At 68.2% G+C, this 16,447-nt stretch carries 12 protein-coding genes and 1 pseudogene; 7 read left to right on the top strand and 6 right to left on the bottom strand.

What is annotated here, in order from left to right; translation table 11 throughout:
• Positions 1 to 130: 130 nt before the first annotated feature.
• The gene (locus ACZ7M7_RS40960) at positions 131 to 1,009 is read right to left on the bottom strand and encodes an RNA-guided endonuclease InsQ/TnpB family protein (protein ID WP_472126167.1); all 879 of its coding nucleotides are present in this window, start codon (positions 1,007 to 1,009) and stop codon (positions 131 to 133) included.
• Positions 990 to 1,352 carry a helix-turn-helix domain-containing protein gene (locus ACZ7M7_RS40955; RefSeq protein WP_472126164.1) on the bottom strand — a complete coding sequence of 121 codons (363 nt, stop codon included), beginning with the start codon at positions 1,350 to 1,352 and terminating at the stop codon, positions 990 to 992. The genes ACZ7M7_RS40960 and ACZ7M7_RS40955 overlap by 20 nt, the downstream gene beginning before the upstream one ends.
• 233 nt (positions 1,353 to 1,585) lie before the next feature.
• Between ACZ7M7_RS40955 and ACZ7M7_RS40950 the strand changes: the two genes are divergently transcribed.
• Positions 1,586 to 2,056 (top strand): hypothetical protein, encoded by a 471-nt coding sequence (locus ACZ7M7_RS40950; protein WP_472126161.1) that lies wholly within the window; start codon positions 1,586 to 1,588, stop codon positions 2,054 to 2,056.
• Positions 2,057 to 2,825: 769 nt separating this feature from the next.
• Here ACZ7M7_RS40950 and ACZ7M7_RS40945 read toward each other — a convergent pair.
• Complete coding sequence (locus ACZ7M7_RS40945; protein WP_472126158.1) at positions 2,826 to 3,965, bottom strand: DUF6183 family protein; 1,140 nt, start codon at positions 3,963 to 3,965, stop codon at positions 2,826 to 2,828.
• A gap of 106 nt (positions 3,966 to 4,071) precedes the next feature.
• Here ACZ7M7_RS40945 and ACZ7M7_RS40940 point away from each other — a divergent pair, with 106 nt between their 5' ends.
• Positions 4,072 to 4,986: a squalene/phytoene synthase family protein gene (locus ACZ7M7_RS40940; RefSeq protein WP_472126155.1), complete on the top strand. Its 915-nt coding sequence runs from the start codon at positions 4,072 to 4,074 to the stop codon at positions 4,984 to 4,986.
• A 239-nt stretch (positions 4,987 to 5,225) separates the two neighbouring features.
• On the opposite strand, the gene ACZ7M7_RS40935 is transcribed toward ACZ7M7_RS40940, so the two are convergent.
• Positions 5,226 to 5,357, bottom strand: coding sequence for a hypothetical protein (locus tag ACZ7M7_RS40935; RefSeq protein ID WP_451175721.1), 132 nt, complete (start codon positions 5,355 to 5,357; stop codon positions 5,226 to 5,228).
• 62 nt (positions 5,358 to 5,419) lie between these two features.
• Between ACZ7M7_RS40935 and ACZ7M7_RS40930 the strand changes: the two genes are divergently transcribed.
• The 3 genes and pseudogenes from ACZ7M7_RS40930 (at position 5,420) to ACZ7M7_RS40920 (ending at position 7,473) form a co-directional block, all read left to right on the top strand.
• On the top strand, positions 5,420 to 5,542 hold the full coding sequence (locus ACZ7M7_RS40930) for a hypothetical protein (RefSeq protein ID WP_472126152.1): 123 nt from the start codon (positions 5,420 to 5,422) through the stop codon (positions 5,540 to 5,542).
• A gap of 592 nt (positions 5,543 to 6,134) precedes the next feature.
• Positions 6,135 to 6,338 (top strand): annotated as a pseudogene (locus ACZ7M7_RS40925) (transposase family protein); the annotation flags it as partial.
• A gap of 592 nt (positions 6,339 to 6,930) precedes the next feature.
• Positions 6,931 to 7,473, top strand: coding sequence for a hypothetical protein (locus ACZ7M7_RS40920; protein WP_472126149.1), 543 nt, complete (start codon positions 6,931 to 6,933; stop codon positions 7,471 to 7,473).
• Here the strand turns inward: ACZ7M7_RS40920 and ACZ7M7_RS40915 are convergent.
• Together ACZ7M7_RS40915 and ACZ7M7_RS40910 are read right to left on the bottom strand one after the other, a co-directional pair.
• Positions 7,470 to 7,838, bottom strand: a complete 369-nt coding sequence (locus tag ACZ7M7_RS40915) for a hypothetical protein (protein ID WP_472126146.1) — start codon at positions 7,836 to 7,838, stop codon at positions 7,470 to 7,472. The two genes, ACZ7M7_RS40920 and ACZ7M7_RS40915, sit on opposite strands and share 4 nt — an antisense overlap.
• Before the next feature lie 742 nt (positions 7,839 to 8,580).
• On the bottom strand, positions 8,581 to 10,572 hold the full coding sequence (locus ACZ7M7_RS40910; protein WP_472126143.1) for a glycosyltransferase family 2 protein: 1,992 nt from the start codon (positions 10,570 to 10,572) through the stop codon (positions 8,581 to 8,583).
• A gap of 608 nt (positions 10,573 to 11,180) precedes the next feature.
• Between ACZ7M7_RS40910 and ACZ7M7_RS40905 the strand changes: the two genes are divergently transcribed.
• Complete coding sequence (locus ACZ7M7_RS40905; RefSeq protein ID WP_472126140.1) at positions 11,181 to 12,530, top strand: VCBS repeat-containing protein; 1,350 nt, start codon at positions 11,181 to 11,183, stop codon at positions 12,528 to 12,530.
• A 244-nt stretch (positions 12,531 to 12,774) separates the two neighbouring features.
• A complete protein-coding gene (locus ACZ7M7_RS40900; RefSeq protein ID WP_472126137.1) occupies positions 12,775 to 16,386 on the top strand; it encodes a LamG domain-containing protein in 3,612 nt (1,203 codons plus the stop codon).
• Positions 16,387 to 16,447: the final 61 nt, after the last annotated feature.

The following is a 16,447-nucleotide window of genomic DNA, read 5'->3' as shown; positions in this document are numbered from 1 at the left end:
CGTTGGGGCTCAGCCCACGGCCGCCACCTGTGGCGATACCGTCCCTCCATGGCTGACGTACGGGTTGACGACCTCCTCGTACCTCGTGCTCGGGTTGACTTCCTCCCCCTCCTGAAGGAGGGGGATTCCCTTATGCGGGGGTTCGGCCGGTCGCCCGGCTTACGGGTTCCTGCTTCACGGACCGGCTGTTGCCGAGGTCTCCACAGGCTGACACGGCATGTCCTGCCGCGTGTTTGATGTTGATCGCTGCGTTCACGTCGGCGTGCGCGGTGTGTCCGCAGCCTGCGGCTTTGCACGCGAAGACCGCTTGGCTCTCGCGGTTTCCTTCGGTGACGAAGCCGCAGGCGGAGCACCGCTGCGACGTGTATGCGGGGTTGACCTTCACCACGCGCGTGCCCGTGTAGCGGGCCGCACTGATGAGGGCGAGTTCGAGGCGGTGCCATCCCTTGTCGAGGATGGCCCGGTTCAGGCCCCGTTTCTGGGCCACACGGCTGCCGGGCTCGGCGAGCGTGCCGGACGCGCAGGCCGTCATGCTGCGGGTCTTGAGGTCCTCCAGGACAACGAAGGCGTTCTTCGCAGTGAGGTGCGCGGCCGTGACGGCGCAGAAGTCCGCCCGACGGCTGGCGACCCGGCCCATGATCTTGTTCAGGTGGGCGCGGACCTTGGCCCGGTTGGCGCTGCCCTTGGTCGTGCGGGCGAGCTGCTGCTGAAGCCGCCAGCAACGCGCCGTTTCGCCGGCGGTGATGAAGGGCCGGTCGAAGAACTCGCCGTCGGAGGTGACGGCCGCCGCCTTCACGCCCCGGTCGATCCCGGCCACCGTGTCCGGCATGGCGTGCTGCTCGGGCGTGGTCGCCTGGTCATTGACCAGGAACGACACGAACCAGTGGCCGCCCTTGCAGCTGACGGTCGCAGACCGTACCTCACCGCCGAGCGGGCGTGACCACCGAAAGGTGACCCTTCCCAGCTTGGGCAGCTTCGCGCGACCCCACTTACGGCCGAGACGTTCCACGGTGATGAGATTCCCGGCGGGGAAACGCAAGCGAGGGCGCCCAACGCGCCTTCGACCGCCACCTCACCTTGAACGTACCGTGCTCCCGGCACGCCCGGTCCAGATCCTTCAACGTCTGCTGAAGCACGTGCGAGGGCGCCGCTTTCAACCACGGGTGCTCCCGCTTGGCCACGGCCAGCTCGGCGGCCTGGGGCACGTAGTTCATCCACGCCCCGCGCCGCCCGTACTGGCGGCGCTGATCGAGTCCGGTGTTCCACACCGCCCGGCAGATGCTCCCAAACTCCTCACACGTGGCAGCCTGCTCGGCAGCGAGCCTGAGCCGGTACCTGCGGCCCGAAAGCACGTGAACACCCCCTGTCGAAACAACGTGATCACCATAGTGGAGACCACTGACAACGCAGTGAACTCCGCCGCTGCGCGGCTACGTTGCGAAGATGAGCCAACCCCGCCCCGAAGGACAGGGGCTGCGCTCAAGGAAACCGATCAACCAGGTGGCGATCATGCATCCCGGGTCGGTGGTCGCGTTCGGCGCTCATCGCCTCACGCACACTCGACCGCCGTAAGGCGGTCGACGGGGTGTCGGGGTCGTGGGCGCCGTTTCCGGTGCTGGTCGCGGCCCACCTGGTCGGCGCCGCCGCGTTGGCCTGGATCGTGTACTCGTACCTGGACTTCGGGGCGGTCCAGTGGCGTCTGCTGCTCGCCTACCTGCTGCCGTATGCCGTCGCCTACGCCGTGATGGCCGTGAGCTCCCGGCGCGCGGGTCGGCAGGGGCGTACCTGGGCCCGGGAGGAGTGGCGGCTGCACCTGACGACGCTGTGTCTGGCTCCGGTGCTGTCCGTGGGCGCGACCCCGGTCTTCGAGCGCACCCTCGGTCTCGACCACCACACGGCGCTGTCCGCCGGCCTCGCCATCGGCTGCGGCGTCCTCGCCACGGCGGCCACCTCTGTGGTGAGCCTGCGGGTGATGTACGCCCGCGAGCTGCGCAAGCGGGCGAGCGCCGCTCCTACTGCTTCGCCGTCGTCCCGCATCTCCTCCCCTGTCGCTTGACCCCCGCCCCACAAACGGGAGCCCTCATGAAACAGGCATCCGACTCCCCCGCCCGGGCAGCCTCCGGTGGACGTGGACGCCCGCTGACCGCAGCCGATGCCATGCTGTCAATCGCGGTTGCGCTGACCGGCCTTCTCATCGGGGGACTCCTGGCGGCCGTAGGCCTCACCGGCCATATCTTCGGCGCCTGGTCCTCCCCCGAGTCACTGAATCCGGGCCTGATCGGCGCCGCAATGCTGGGCACCGCGCCGGGCCTGTTCGCCGTCGGCCGGACGGACGCTGGGAGGAAGCCCGCACCCTGCTGTACCCGTTGGCCGTGATCCTGGTCGGCCTGTTCACCGTGACCCTGCTGAACGCCGGCCGGCTGTACATCGGCGAGGGCGGTCCCGTCATGTCCGTACTGTTCAGCCTGGGCTGGCGTCCGAGGCGTCGACCTGCCGCTGGTCGTCATCGGCCGGTGGTGGCCGCCACCGAGGGTTGGTGCTGCGCGGGTGGCCGGTCCCAGGACAGCGCCCGAGGAGCAGCCCCCTCAGGCCACTCCCCGGGCTCCACGCAGCAACGACAACGGGGCACCGCTCGCGTCAGCCGTCAGGCCTTCCTACTTATCAGCAGGGCGTCGGGCGACGATGACGCAACGCCTGACCTTCACGTGGATCTTCTTGCTGGAGGGATCACTGTGAACGGAACACGCTGCTTCGTTGGCTGGCGGCCACGTCGGTCCGGCCCCTCGCGCCCAGGGGGCTCGGTGCAAGCCGGAGGGGGCGGCAATTCAATCGGTGTCGGTGGCGGCGAGCACGGCCAGGCGACGACGACGCGAGGAGACCGCGACCAGACCTATGTTCCAGGCTACGTGCTCGAACCAGGCACTGTCGGCACTGAAGTCGTACCAGTCGGTGTTCTTCACGTCGTTCTCCACCGTGTCGAACGACGCGCCCTCGGCGGAGCCGGAGGCTGCGCCGAGGGATCGCCAGGTGGCCAGCCGCCCGTAAGCGCCGTATTCACCGTGGTTGTACCCGCCGCCTGCGGACGCTGCTGCGAAGAGAGTCCGCCAAGCTCGTTGAGGACGAAGGGCCGATACGGTGAAGCCGTTGCCTGCCCCCAGCCCCGTCAGACACTCCAGGTCCAGCAACCGCAGCAGGCTGGCAACCGCTGGAGCGCCTAGGTCCCCCGCGAGGTCGAAGGTCCGGGCCTCGAAACGTCCGTTGGATTCGGCTGCCCAGTTGGCCACAGCCGAGGTCAGGGCCGACACCCCCTGATCCGCTGTCGTCTCCACCACGGCAGGGACGTTTACGTCCTTGGGGGAAAGGTTCGTGGGGCTGTCCATTTCGGAAGAGGGCAGTTCGTAGCTGCTTCCGCTGAGGGAGTAGCTCGGCAGCGGCGGCCTGGCCACTTCGGACCGTGACAAGGGCAGCCAGCGGAGTGGGTGATGGTTCCAGTGTGAGGAGTCTGCCCACCTCGCGATGTCAGGGAGTGCGCTGACCTGTACGCCTCTGACAATGAGTTCCTGGAGGAGGCAGGCCCGCAGTTCCTCTGCCCCGCTCCCCCGCGTAGAGCCGCCGGCGAAGGCGGTCCCAAGTTGCTCCGGGTCCTGGCCGGAGGCGAGCAGGGATGCGGCATAGCGTGCCTGCTTCGGAGCGAGGGAGGTGACTGAGGCCACCAGACGAACCGCGTGCTCGATGTGGCCTACTCCGGGCGTAGTTGTCAGTAGACGCAGGATGTGGTCGTAGACGCTTCGGTACTGCCACATCGGAGGGACGGCGGAACCGTACTGCTTCACCAGCGCTTTCCCGAGGTCCGCCAGAAAGGCCGCGTCCCCCTCAGCGAGGCGTTGCTCCGCTTCGTCCCTGACCTTCGCCACACTCTTCATGCGGGGCAGCCGCGTCACGATCTTCGTTATCCGGTCAGGCACTCCGAGATCCTACGAGGGGCGGGTGGCGCGCCGAAACGCATTTTCGGATGGCCCGGCGGCCCCCCGGGCGGCACGCTCGTCCGCAGCGTTCCCCTACGATCAGCATATGAGCGCGTGGAGTCAGAGCTTGGACGTTGCGGGTATCCAAGACGCGGAGTTGCGGCGGGATTACGGGGCCCAGCGGAAGTCCGTGGCGCGTTTTCGGCGTGCCTCATATCTCGCGGCCCGTCTGCTACTTCCGAAGGCGGCCTTGCCCCATGTGGTGGTGGCAACGGCGGTGATGCACCGCGGAGACAATCTGCTGGACACCGGCGCGAAGCCGCAGCGAATTGCGGCGTGGGAGTCGTGGGATCAGGCGATCCGCAAGGCGCTGGACAGCGGGGTGAGCGACGATGCGTTGATCCGCACGTTGCTGCACACCACCGCCGCGTTCCCCCGGCTCCGGGAGGTGATGCAGGAGTACCTCTCCACCGCTGCCGCCGAGTTGGACTTCACGGGCTTTGCCACGGAGGCCGACTATCAGGCTTATGTCGACGCCTACTCGCTGCCCGCCTTCATGCTGGTCGCGTCCCTGCTCGGCCCGGAGCACGACGACGGGAAGTTCCGGGCGGGGTGCCGGATGTTCATCGACGGCAGCCAGCGACTGGACTTCGTAAACGACCTCGCCGAGGACCTGGCCGAAGGGCGGCTGGGCATTCCGGTGGAGACGCTGGAACGCTTCTCGGTGACAGAGAAAGACCTCACAGGAGGGCGCAAATCACCGGGCGTACGGGAGCTGTTGGAAAGCCAGATCGAGGTAGCCCGCGCCTCGTTGCTCACAGCCAAGGAACTGCCGGCCCTGACCGCGAACCCCAACGGGGTGCTGTTGGAGGCGGTCGTCGAGATCGAGCTGTTGACCGCTGATGCGGCGCTTGGGCACGGAGCCCGGTTGCTGCGCGGGTCCGTATCACCGCCGATGATGGGCTCTCTTCGAGTGATGCTGGACGCTCGTCGAAGGGCTCGCAGGGAGCTCCAAAAGTGACTTAGCCGCGCCGCTGCACACGGAGGATCGCTGTCCGCCCGCGAATGTGTGAGCCGTCTGACGGGGAGAGTTCAGCGCACCGACGACTTCACAGCGGACCCCTGGTCAGCCTTCGGCCTCTCACTGCCCGGAGCCCGCCTCCCGCGGGTAGCTTGCGGGCTCCGGCCTTCGTGCCTTGGTGGTCGGCTCCGTAAATCCTTCGGAGGTTCGCTGTGGAGCCTGTGTTGTCCGGTCGGAGTTCAGGGCTTCCTGGTACGCAGGATGGCGGCGATGCGGTCGGCCGTGCAACGCGGGTTGTTCAGCTCGTGGGCGAGTGCCGTGAGCTGCTGGCAGTCGGGATTGACGGGGATGTTACTGGCCTCGGGGTACATGACGGCGACGGCGCAGTCGACGGTGAGGTTGGAGCGCTCCAGCCAGCGGCAGCGGCCAAGGTGTGGATGAGGGCGGCGGCGCGGGCGTAGGGGCCGTTGTAGACCGGGTGCTCAAGAAGTTCGCCGTGGTGGCGGGCGACGGCGGCGACAGGCAGGCCGAGCACCAGCCCGGCGCTGCCGCGTGATCGTGCACGTCGACGAATCCTGGATCCTCGATGTCGCCGAGCGGGCCGGCCATCGTGATGTAGCAATCCGTTTGAGTCGCGGGCTGAGCCAGGACTGGCTGCCCGCACGAAGCACCCCGGCGTGAAGGCCCGCACCGAGACCAGTACCGGCCGAGACAGCGGCGAGAAGGCGTGCTAGGACCGTAGAAGTAACCGTCGCGTCAGCGGGCCCGGTCCAGCCGTCCGCTCCTAGCACCGCCGAAGAGATGACCTGCTGGCCACTGAGTTCGCCAGACTTCGACTGGGGCCACAGAAAGCTGGTACGCGATGCGCGGTATAAGCAGGCCCGCCGCTGCGCCCCGCAAGACCGCCGCCGCGGTGACCCAGATCATCTCCACCCGGACGGAGCTCAAGCTCAGCCTGTACGACGGACACCCCAAACCGATCAGCCCCCTCGTCTTGTCCCTGGGCGCCCGAGACGCAGGGCTTCGGCGTAGTTGCAGGTCGTCCGGTCCGTGACGATCTGCCAGTTCAACGGTCATCCAGGGACGAGACAGGCACGGACTCCCACGATCATGGGGTTCTCTACGCCCCTTGATCCGAGTGGAGGACCGTGCCTGCCGACGCATCATCGCCGATCCCATCCGCCCTTGATCAACTCCGCGATCATCCACGGGTTGTACCCGCAGAAGTGCCGGGCCTGCCGGAGCGGCTGGCCGAGGTGCCCGACCCGCGCGATCCGCGCGGAGTGCGACACGCTCTCGTCGTCGTGCTCGCGCTCACCGAGTGCGCGGTACTGGCCGGGGCGAGATCGCTGCTGGCGGTCGGTGAATGGATCGCCGACGACCGCAAGACCGGCAAGACCACTGTGAAGACCATCCACGCCGTCACCACCCTCACCGCCGAGCAGGCTACCCCCGCGCCACTTTCCTCACTCGTGCGTAACCACTGGAAGGTGGAAGCCCTTCACCACATCCGGGACACCACCTTTACCAAGGACGCCTCCCAACTGCGAACAGGCAACGCACCCCGTGCGATGGCAACCTGGCGCAACCTCGCCGTCGGGGCACTGCGGCTGACCGGAGCCACGAACATAGCTGCAGCTCTCCGCCGCAACGCCTGCGAACCCCGCCGGCCCCTCGCGCTCCTCGGACTCACATGATCACGAATCGTCAGGCGAATCTGCCGAAGCCCTGGGGGGCTGAACTTCCTCGCTCGGCCTGTGGAGGGTGCGCTATAAACGGGCCCGTGACATTGATCGCTGAGCGAACAGACGCACGTACGTGGCCTGATGAGCAGTTGCGCGAGCTCTTCAGTGAGGGTTTCCCGGATTCATCACAGCCGATCGGCTGGCCAAGCAGTATATCGGCAGGATCCGGGAGTGGTTCTCCGACCTCGATCTCACGCTGGTGGATGAGCGCGGGCTGCCGGTCGCGTCCGGCTGGGGTATACCGATCCGGTGGGACGGGCGGACCGAAACGCTCCCTACCGGCTACACCCAGGCCACCATCCGCGCCGTCGAAGGCCGAGAGCAGGGCGTCGAACCCGACACTCTGGTGATCTGTGGGGCGATCGTTACGCCGTCACTCAAGGGACGCGGCCTTGCCGGGGAGATGCTTAACGCACTGCGTCGGCTCGCCGAGGGCGCCGGATGGCCACGGGTCATCGCGCCGGTGCGCCCAACGTTGAAGGCACGCTATCCGCTGGCGTCGGTCGAGGCGTTCATGGGGTGGACCCGCGAGGACGGCATGGCCCTCGATCCTTGGATCCGCACCCACCAGCGTCTGGGCGCCCGAATTCTCGCGGCGGCTCCCCAGTCGCAGACCATGACCGGCACGATCGCCGAGTGGGAGCAGTGGACAGGCCTGGTGTTCCCAGAGACGGGTGACTACGTCATCCCGGGAGGGCTGAGCCTGCTACGGGTCGACCAGTCCGCTGACCAGGGCACTTAGAGTGACTTTTCAACCGAGGCGAACACCTTCTTGGCCTGACCGGTGGGGTAGCTGGTCAGCGCCACCGATTTGGTCCCTACGCTGTTCTCGGGGTCACTCAGGTGGAACCGCGTATAGCCCACTGCGCCCTCCGCCCAGCCGTGGAGGAGCAGCTTCATCGCGGGCAGACAAGTCTCCGGCGTGGTGGTGGTCACCACCGTCTTCATGTCCGCCGGTGTTTCGGTGCCCGGCGCTACTCCGTAGCCGCTCGCTTCGCCCTCGGCCAGTCTCGCGGCTTCCAGTTCCTTTTGACTGAGTGTGCGAGCTTGGACGGCGGCAGGCTTGGGGCTGGATGCCTGCGACGCGCATCCGCTCACGGCCGACACAGCAAGGATCATCACCGACGTCGCCGCCCAGAGTCTTCGCCGAACAAGCCCGATGGGCCCGCGGCCCCTACGCGAACTGCGAAACATCCCGCCCCTCCCGAACAATTGGGTCGAGAGCATAAGCCGAGCGTCGGCGTAGCAGCCCAGGCGGGATGCTGAAGCATCGCAGAAGGTAGGCGCGGATCCTGGTGACGCCGTGGCCTCCCGTGTCAGGACACGCTTCCCGTCCTGCTGACGACCTGCTCTGTGCGGGCGGCGGCCTCCCGGTCACCTGCGGAAAATGCGGCCAGGCACGTACCAACTGATCCCGGTCGCGGCGACGTGGACCGCCGGTCCCGCGCCGCGCATCGTCGGCGGCGAACTCCCCGACTACTTGCGGCAGTCGAGCGCGGCTACCGCCCCCCGTCCGGCCCAACCGCGGCACTAGGTGGTCCAGTGCCGGCCGCCCGAGCGGACAGCTAAGGATCATTCCCAGCGACCACAAGTCCCTGAAGGCAAGGCTGTCCTCGTAGGCCTGCCCGAAGCAGGAGGCCCGTCTTCCTCTGCACCTGTCCGGCACTGCGGGCACAACTCACAGTCGCCCCGGCCAGTGATCACTGACGGGCTGCCCGGGGCCTGCTCCGCAAACGGATGGATCGGGCCAGAACCTGCATTGTTCCGTTACAGGTCGCATGATGCTGATGCGGACGGCGTGTTGGCCGGATCATCACTTAGCTGTGGGTCAACCGGCCGCTGTTCCCTGTCAGGGTCTGATGCGTCGAGTCATTGCCTTGACGAGGTCGGTCCTGGCGACGTGGAGGGCGAAGCCGTTCTCGCCGTCGGCGGCGGGCTTTGCGTACCAGGGCAGGGCGCGACGGCGCCAGTTCGCGGCAGCGAGGTTGCTGGGGATCGTCGGGAGGGGCAGTGCCCAGTCGCCGAGCTGCAGTTCGCCGTGCCAGATGCCGGCGGGAAGTCCCTCGACGGGGACACGTACCACGAAGGAGCCGCCGTTGGTCGAGGCGACGAAGGAGGTGCTGTCTCCCCGGTCGTTGCGGAAGGCTACCGCGAGAGCGCCCTCGGGGTGGGCGGCGAGGGTGCAGCGTCCGGTGAACTCAAGTTCGGTGGGGGCGTCGGCGGCCCATCGGACGGTGTCGTCCAGGCCGACGTGGGGCAGTACGGGGTGCTTTTGTTCGCCGAGGTCGAGCGTGAAGTTGCCGTGCGGGTGGGTGGTGTAGAGGGTGGCGGCCCGTGGCCCGTCGGTCGTGTGCACGACGTGTGTGGCGGCTTTGGCGGACACGGTGGTGGCCCGCTTGCTGCCGATGCGGACTTCCCGGGTGATGCCCTGTGCGCCGATGGTGAGGGAGATGTCCCACAGTCCGTCCCGGACCGGACCGCCGTCGGCGGCCGTGGTGATGTCGACGGTGGCCTCGAAGCCGGCCTTCTCGTAGGCGTAGTACCCCTCGTCCTCATCGTCGCCGAGTCGGGGCGTCGCGGTGTGCGTGACCGGCAGCCGGAACTCCTCCTTGGAGTCGCGTTCGCGCAGGACGAGTTCTGTGCTGATGTCCTCGGTGGAGACGCGGTGGAGGTAGCCGTGTCCGGCGAGGTGCAGCGTGGTGCCGTGCAGTTCGGCACGGTCGATTCGGTGGCGTACGCCGAGTTGAGCCGTGACGTCGTAGCAGTTGTCGGGGATGGCGCGGTCGGGGTCGCGGAGGAAGGGGTAGCGGGCGAGGGCGCGGCCGCGGTCGATGATGACCGGGGTCGACACGGAGCTCCGGGCGAGTTCCTTCTCGAACCGTACGAGTGCGAGGAGTTCGTCCAGCATCTGGTGCCGTACGAGGTGCAGCCGCAGCCGGGCCATCGCCGAGAGCCGGTCGTTGAGGCCCTCGTGCCACAGCGGGGCGATGGTCTCGGCTAGGCGGGCGAGGGCCTTCTCCTGCTGGGGGCGGGTCTCGTGCACCAGATGGTCCAGGAACTGCTGCACCTCGACGGTGAGGTGCCGGTGCGCCAGGTGGTCGCGACCGGGGCCGGGCGGCACGCCCTCCAGGATCATGTCGACCACGCGCGGCAGGAAGGTCAGCCGGGGCTCGGTTCCGCCAGTCCGCAGGGTGATGTTGCCCTCGTCCTCCCGATGTACCCAGTACAGGCAGTCGTAGGAGGCCAGTACGGAGATGCCCGCCGCGTGGAGGTAGGCGGGCCCCACGAACAGCTGGTCCTCGCCGATGGACAGGTCCACGGGGAAGCGCAGGGCGTGACGCTCCAGCAGTTCCCGGCGGAACAGCTTCATGGGGTTGAGCGTCCAGTAGACGCGGGAGGAGAACACGTCGGTCTTCGGCTGGTCACGCCGGAACATCGAGGCGGGGGCCTCGCGTCCGCCGACGCCCACCATCTTGCCCAGCACGACGTCGGTGCCGTTCTTCTCGGCCATGGCCACCATGCGGTCGAGGGCTTCCGGGCCCAGGTAGTCATCGGCATCCAGGAAGAACACGAAGCGTCCGCGTGCGTGGTCGAGTCCGGCGTTACGAGGCGCCGAGGGGCCGCCGGAGTTCGGCTGCTCGAAAATGGTGATCAACCCTGGGTACACGTCCGCCAAGCGGTGAAGCTCCCTGGCGGTCTCGTCGGTTGACCCGTCGTCGACGACGATGATCTCCAGCTCATCCTGCCCGATGCTCTGCTCGGCGACGGATGTAATGCAACGCGTCAGATAAGGCATCGCATTGTATGCGGCGACAATCACGGAAACGGCCGGGGTAGCCATCGTCACGCTCTCCAAGAAATAACGGGCGCGCCCCGTATTCTGGATGGCTTTTTAATTGGCCGGTCGAATGCCGTTGGGCGTCAATTGCGAGGGAAGGTGCCACAAAGGAATGTGAAGATACCATGACCTCTCTGTGCCCGCGTAATGACCACCCGATGAAGGGCCGGTTTCGAGCCAGGTCGGATCTGCTGGCAGGGCGACGCTACGCCGCAGGTCGGGCGAGTGGAGATACCTTGGAGGCCTCTTCGGGGCGGTTGATGCCCGGCTGATCCTATGCGCGCCCTATGGGTGATATGTGCAATCGCTGTGATCTTTGTCATATCCACGAGTAACGGGGCGTGTATTGCGTGTGCGCTTCGCGTAAGGGGATGATCGCTTGACCTTTTTAGCTTCTCTTTATGTACGAGGTATCTGTGTCAAGGGTGGGGAAAGGCTGGCGGCTTGGTGCTGCCACTGTTCTGGCGGGGGCACTGCTGACATGGGAGGGCACCGTCGGCGGTACACCCGCCACAGCCGCCGTCGCGTGCCCGTCGGGTATCGATTCGGACTTCAACGGCGATGGCGTCAGGGATACGGCGATCGCCGACCCTGAGGCGAGTGTCGACGGCGTGCAGAAGGCGGGGGTGGTGCATGTCGTCTACGGCGGCGGCAAGGGCACCCTCACGCTCTCGCAGGCAACAGACGGCGTACCGGGCGTGCCCGAGGCCGACGACCAGTACAGCCACGCGCTGGCCGTCTACGACGCCGACCTCGACGGCTGCAGCGACCTGGTGGTCGGTTCCCCGTACGAGGACATCGGTGCCGCGCCCGACGCCGGAGGCGTGCAGGTGATCTACGGCTCCACGGGCGGGCTCAACGCAGGCAGCAAGGCTGTCAAGGAGATCTACCAGGGCAGCGACAAGCCGCTGGGCGGCACCGCGGAGGCCGACGACTGGGTCGGGTACGCAGTCGCGGCCGGGAAGACCTCCGGCGGCACGCCGTACCTGCTGATCGGCGCCCCCGGCGAGTCGATCGGCACCGTCGAGGACGCCGGCTCCTTCTACTACGTGAGCGGCACCGCGCAGACGGTCGTCGGCATGGACCAGGACACCGAAACCGGCGGTACGGTCCCCGGCGTTGCGGAGCAGGACGACCGCTTCGGTGGCGCGCTCGCCGCGACCCCGACCCACTTCGCGGTCGGCACACCCGGCGAGGCACTGGGCACCGCGACCTTCGCCGGCGGCGTGGCCTGGTTCAGCCACACGCTGAGCGCCGGCTACCCGAAGCCGCTCGGCGGACTCGGGCAGGACCAGGACACGATCGACGGGGAAGCGGAGGTCGGCGACCAGTTCGGCACCGCACTCGCCATGGTCCCCTACCGGCCCTCCGGCGCCACCTCCACCACCGAGTCGCTGCTCGCGGTCGGTGTGCCTGGCGAGGACGGCAAGACGACCGTCGACGCGGGCGCCGTCCAGGTCTTCCGGCTCACTGCCGGTGGCACCTTCAGCGAGACCGCCTGGATCAGTCAGAACACCGCGGACGTGGACGGCGCGGGTGAGGCCGGCGACCTCTTCGGCAAGCGCCTCGCCGCCGCCAACACCTCCCCGAACACGACCTCCACGGCCACGACCACCAGGCTCGCGATCGGCGTGCCCGGCGAGGAAACGACCGAGGAGTTCCCGGACGAGGGCGGCGTCCACATCGTCCCGCTGGTCGGCGCGCCCGGTGCCTCCGACGTCTCGATCGACCCCGGGTACGGCGTTCCTTCCGCACCGGCACCGCGCATGCTCACCGGCCTTGCCCTGAGCGGCACTTCCTCGCTGCTGTACGTGGGGGTGCCCTACGGCCCGGCCGAAGGACGCGCGGTCTACGGCTTCCCCTGGAACGTGGCCTCCGGCGGTGCGCCGACGCAGACCTTGAGGCCCGGCGAGGGCGGTATCCCGGCGGGCGGCGTCGCCTTCGGCGCCACCACCCGCTGACAACGTCACCACGCTCGTGGCACTCACGTGCCCGCCGGGCGTGCTGACGCGCGACCCGATGAGGGCGGCAGCCCTCGCGGGGACGTTGCCTGTGCGCCGCCGGTCCACCTGACGAACCGTCAAGCGCCTGGCGCGGCCTGACCGGAGCAGGCGTTCCGGCGAACCGGACCTTCTGACAGACGTGAACCAACTGGAGAGCAGACCCGTGTCCGCAGACAGACACAGACCGATACGCCGAGGCGTCGTGCTTCGTGCCGCTGTGGCGGCGGCCGTCACCGGCGCGGTGGTGGCCGGCGTGGCGGTCCTCCCGGGCGGGGGAGACAGGCCGGCGCAGAATCAGACGCCGGTGGCCGCCGACCAGCCGATGCAGACTGAGCAGCAGGCCCTCGCGGTCGCGCAGGAGACCGGCAAGAAGACCGAGGCCGTCGGGCTGCGCACCGAGCGCAGGGAGATCTTCGCCGAGCCTGACGGCTCCTTCACGGCCCGGGAGTACACCGAGCCCGTCCGCACGGTCCGCAACGGCAAGTGGGTCGACGTCGACGCGACGTTGGTGGAGCGGGCTGACGGCAGTTGGGGGCCGAAGGCCGCCACTGTCGACCTGAGCTTCTCCGCCGGGAAGGCATCCGAGCCGTTCGTCACGATGCAGCGGGCAGGCCGTGAGTTCGCCCTGACCTGGCCGTACGGCAAGCTGCCTCCCCCGCAGGTCAAGGGCGACACCGCCACCTACGTCGACGCCCTGCCCGGCGTGGACCTCACCGTCCGGGCCGAGGCCGACGGCTTCGGCCATCTGCTGGTCGTCAAGTCGCCCGAGGCGGCGGCCGACCCGCGGCTGGACAGGATCGACCTGGGCCTGACCACCCAGGGCCTGAAGGTCGCCGAGGACACCGCCGGCGCCATCGTGGCCGAGGACGCCGCCGTCGGCGGCACCGTCTTCCAGGCGGGCGAACCCGCGATGTGGGACTCGGCCGCCGTGACCGAGGCCGCAGCCCGCACGCAGGGCCCCAAGGCCGTGTCCAAGGCTCTGAGTTCCGCCGTGGCCGGTGCGGACGAAAGCGCGACGCCTGGCCCGCAGGCTGAGACAGCCCCCGAGCCCGCGCTCGAAGGCCCGGGCGGCGGCGGACGAGTCGCCCCGCTCGGCGTCGAGGTTGGCAAGGACAAGATGAGCCTGCTCCCCGACCAGAAGCTCCTCAACGGCGAAGACACCGTCTTCCCGGTCGTCATCGACCCGATCCAGCGCACCACCTCGCGCACGTCCTGGACCGGCATCATGTCCGGGATGCCCAGCGAGCAGGACTGGAAGTACTCGGGCAGCGCGGGCGTGGGCAAGTGCCCCACCGACTACAACCCGGTCTCCTGCAACGGCGTCGGCGTGCGCCGCACGATGTTCACGATGCCGCTCTCCTACTACAAGGGGAAGCAGATCATCGGAGCGACCTTCTCCGCTCGTGTGGAGCACATCTACAGCGCCACGCCGACCGCGGAGCCCATCCGGCTGTACCGGGTCGGCGGCAAGGACTACTCGCTCACCTCGTCCAGCAACTGGTCCAACACCTCCGGCGACTGGGTGGACCACCTGCAGACCGTGGACAAGGCGATCTCCCCGACCTCCTGCTCCAGCCAGGCCAACCTGCACTTCGAGAGTGGTGAGACCGGCGAGCTGACCACCGAGATCAAGACGGCCGCCGCGGGCGGCTGGAACGCGATGACGCTGGGCCTGCGCGCCGCCGACGAGTCCAGGTTCGCCGAGTGGAAGCGGATCTGCGGCAACGCGTACCTGTCGATCAAGTACAACACCCTGCCGCGGCAGATCAAGACGTCGGACATGTACACCGACCCCGGTGGCCTGTGCCGGTGGGGTTCGACCCGCGCATACGTCGACCAGCCGCCGAAGCTGCAGGCCATCGCCAGCGACCCCGACCACGGCAACGGCCAGACCGACAAGGTCAAGGTCCAGTTCAAGGTCGAGTGGACCGAAAACGGCACAGCCAAGTCCTACACGTACCTGACCAAGGAGTGGCTGTCGCCGACTTCCGGCACCAAGTTCGAGCACACCGTCAGGTCGACGATCCCGCAGAACACCGTCATCTACTGGAGCGCCCGGGCCACTGACGGCGATGACTCTTACGGACCCTGGAGCTCGGAGGGCGACACCGCCCAGCGCTGTGAGTTCACCTACGACGGGAGCTGGCCGGGCAAGCCGCTGGTGAACTCCCCGCAGTACCCGCCGGGCACCGAGTACCACGACGGAGTGGGAACCTACGGCACCTTCACCTTCTCGCCCAACCCGAACGACACCATCCCGGACACCGATGTCGTCAAGTACCGGTACTCCTTCGACGGCGCCGTGCTGAAGGACCTCCCCCCGGCCACGCCGGGCGGCTCGGTCTCCGTTGACTGGATGCCGACCCGGCCGGGACGGCACGTGCTCGAGGTGATCGCCGTCGACAAGGCCAACCACGCGAGCAGCACCCCGTATCACTTCCTGGTCAGCGAGGGTAAGCCCGTTCTCGCCCAGTGGAACCTCGCCGACAATGCCGGCAACACCGACGCGCACGACGAGAGCGGAGAGTTCTCGGCCACGGCCGGCCCGGCCGTCACCTTCGGTGTGGACGGACCCGGCGGCAAGATCGACAAGGCGGCCCGCCTCGACGGCAGCGCCGACTCCTGGCTGGACACCAGCCAGACGGTGCTCGACACCTCCAAGAGTTTCAGCGTGAGCGCCTGGGTGCGGCCCACCGCCCTGGACCGGAACATGACGGTGATCAGCCAGGACGGCACCGGCGAGCCCGGCTTCACCCTGGGCTACGACGCTGGGGCGCAGGCCTGGAAGTTCGCCGTCCCGGTCAACGACGTCGACTCGCTCGGAGAGTGGAAGGCAGTCTCCTCCGGAATATCCGTGGTCAAGGACCAGTGGGTGCTGCTGACGGGTGTGTACGACGCCCAGCGAAGCGGCGGCCCCCAGCTCCAGCTCTATATCAACAAGGACCTGAAGGCCTCGGCCGGCCGGCGCTCGACCTGGAAGTCGTACGGTCCGCTGCAGATCGGTCGTGCGACGGCCAAGAGCGGCTATCGCGACCACTTTGTCGGCGACCTTGCCGAGGTCCGTGTGTTCGACCGGGTTCTGCCTGGGGCTCAGGTCGCCGAGTTGATGACGATCAAGCCGGTGCGTAAGGGCTACTGGCAGCTCGACGCTGCCGCCAGCGGGGCCTCCGCCGAGACCGGCGGCGGTCAGGCGCTGACTCTCGCGGGTAACGCCTCCATCTACCGCCCCGATCCGGACGATCCGTTCGGCACCGCGGCCCTGGTCGGCGACGGCAACCTGGTGCTGGACGGGGACGGGGACTATGCATCGACCACGACCGCCCCGGTGACCGGCAGCGGCAGCTTCACGATCTCTGCCCGCGCCCTGCTCACGTCGATGGACCCGGTCAAGTCGCAGACGGTGCTGTCCCTGCCGGGCGCCAACGCCAACCGTGTTCAGGTCCGTTACCAGGCTGCCACCGGGCAGTGGGAGCTGGCGGTGGCGAAGTCGGACTCGGCGACCGCCGAGGTCGTCACCTTCACCGACGATCAGGAACGGCCCGACACCGTCGGCTCCGGTCAGCACCTGGCGGTCGTCTATGACGCCTTCGCCAATTCGATCCGGCTGTATGTCGAGGGCCAGCTCGTGGCCGGCGCCTACGGCAAGGACGACACCCTGTGGCCCGCCACCGGCGGCCTGCAGGTGGGCCGTTCGCTGCGCGGGCCAAGCGAGTACTTCGCCGGCGCCCTGGACGAGGTCCGCGTCTACAGCGGTGCCGCCGACAGTATCGCGGTGCAGCAGATGGCCGAACTGACGGCCGTGCCTGACATGTGACAGGCCGTCACTTCCTGCGGTGTGCCGGGTCCTCAGGGGCCCGGCACACCCGTCCCATGCC

The organism is Streptomyces sp. NPDC111606 (assembly GCF_055656945.1).
Note: the sequence above shows the minus strand (reverse complement) of the source record. Positions and strands in the feature narration are given on the sequence as shown.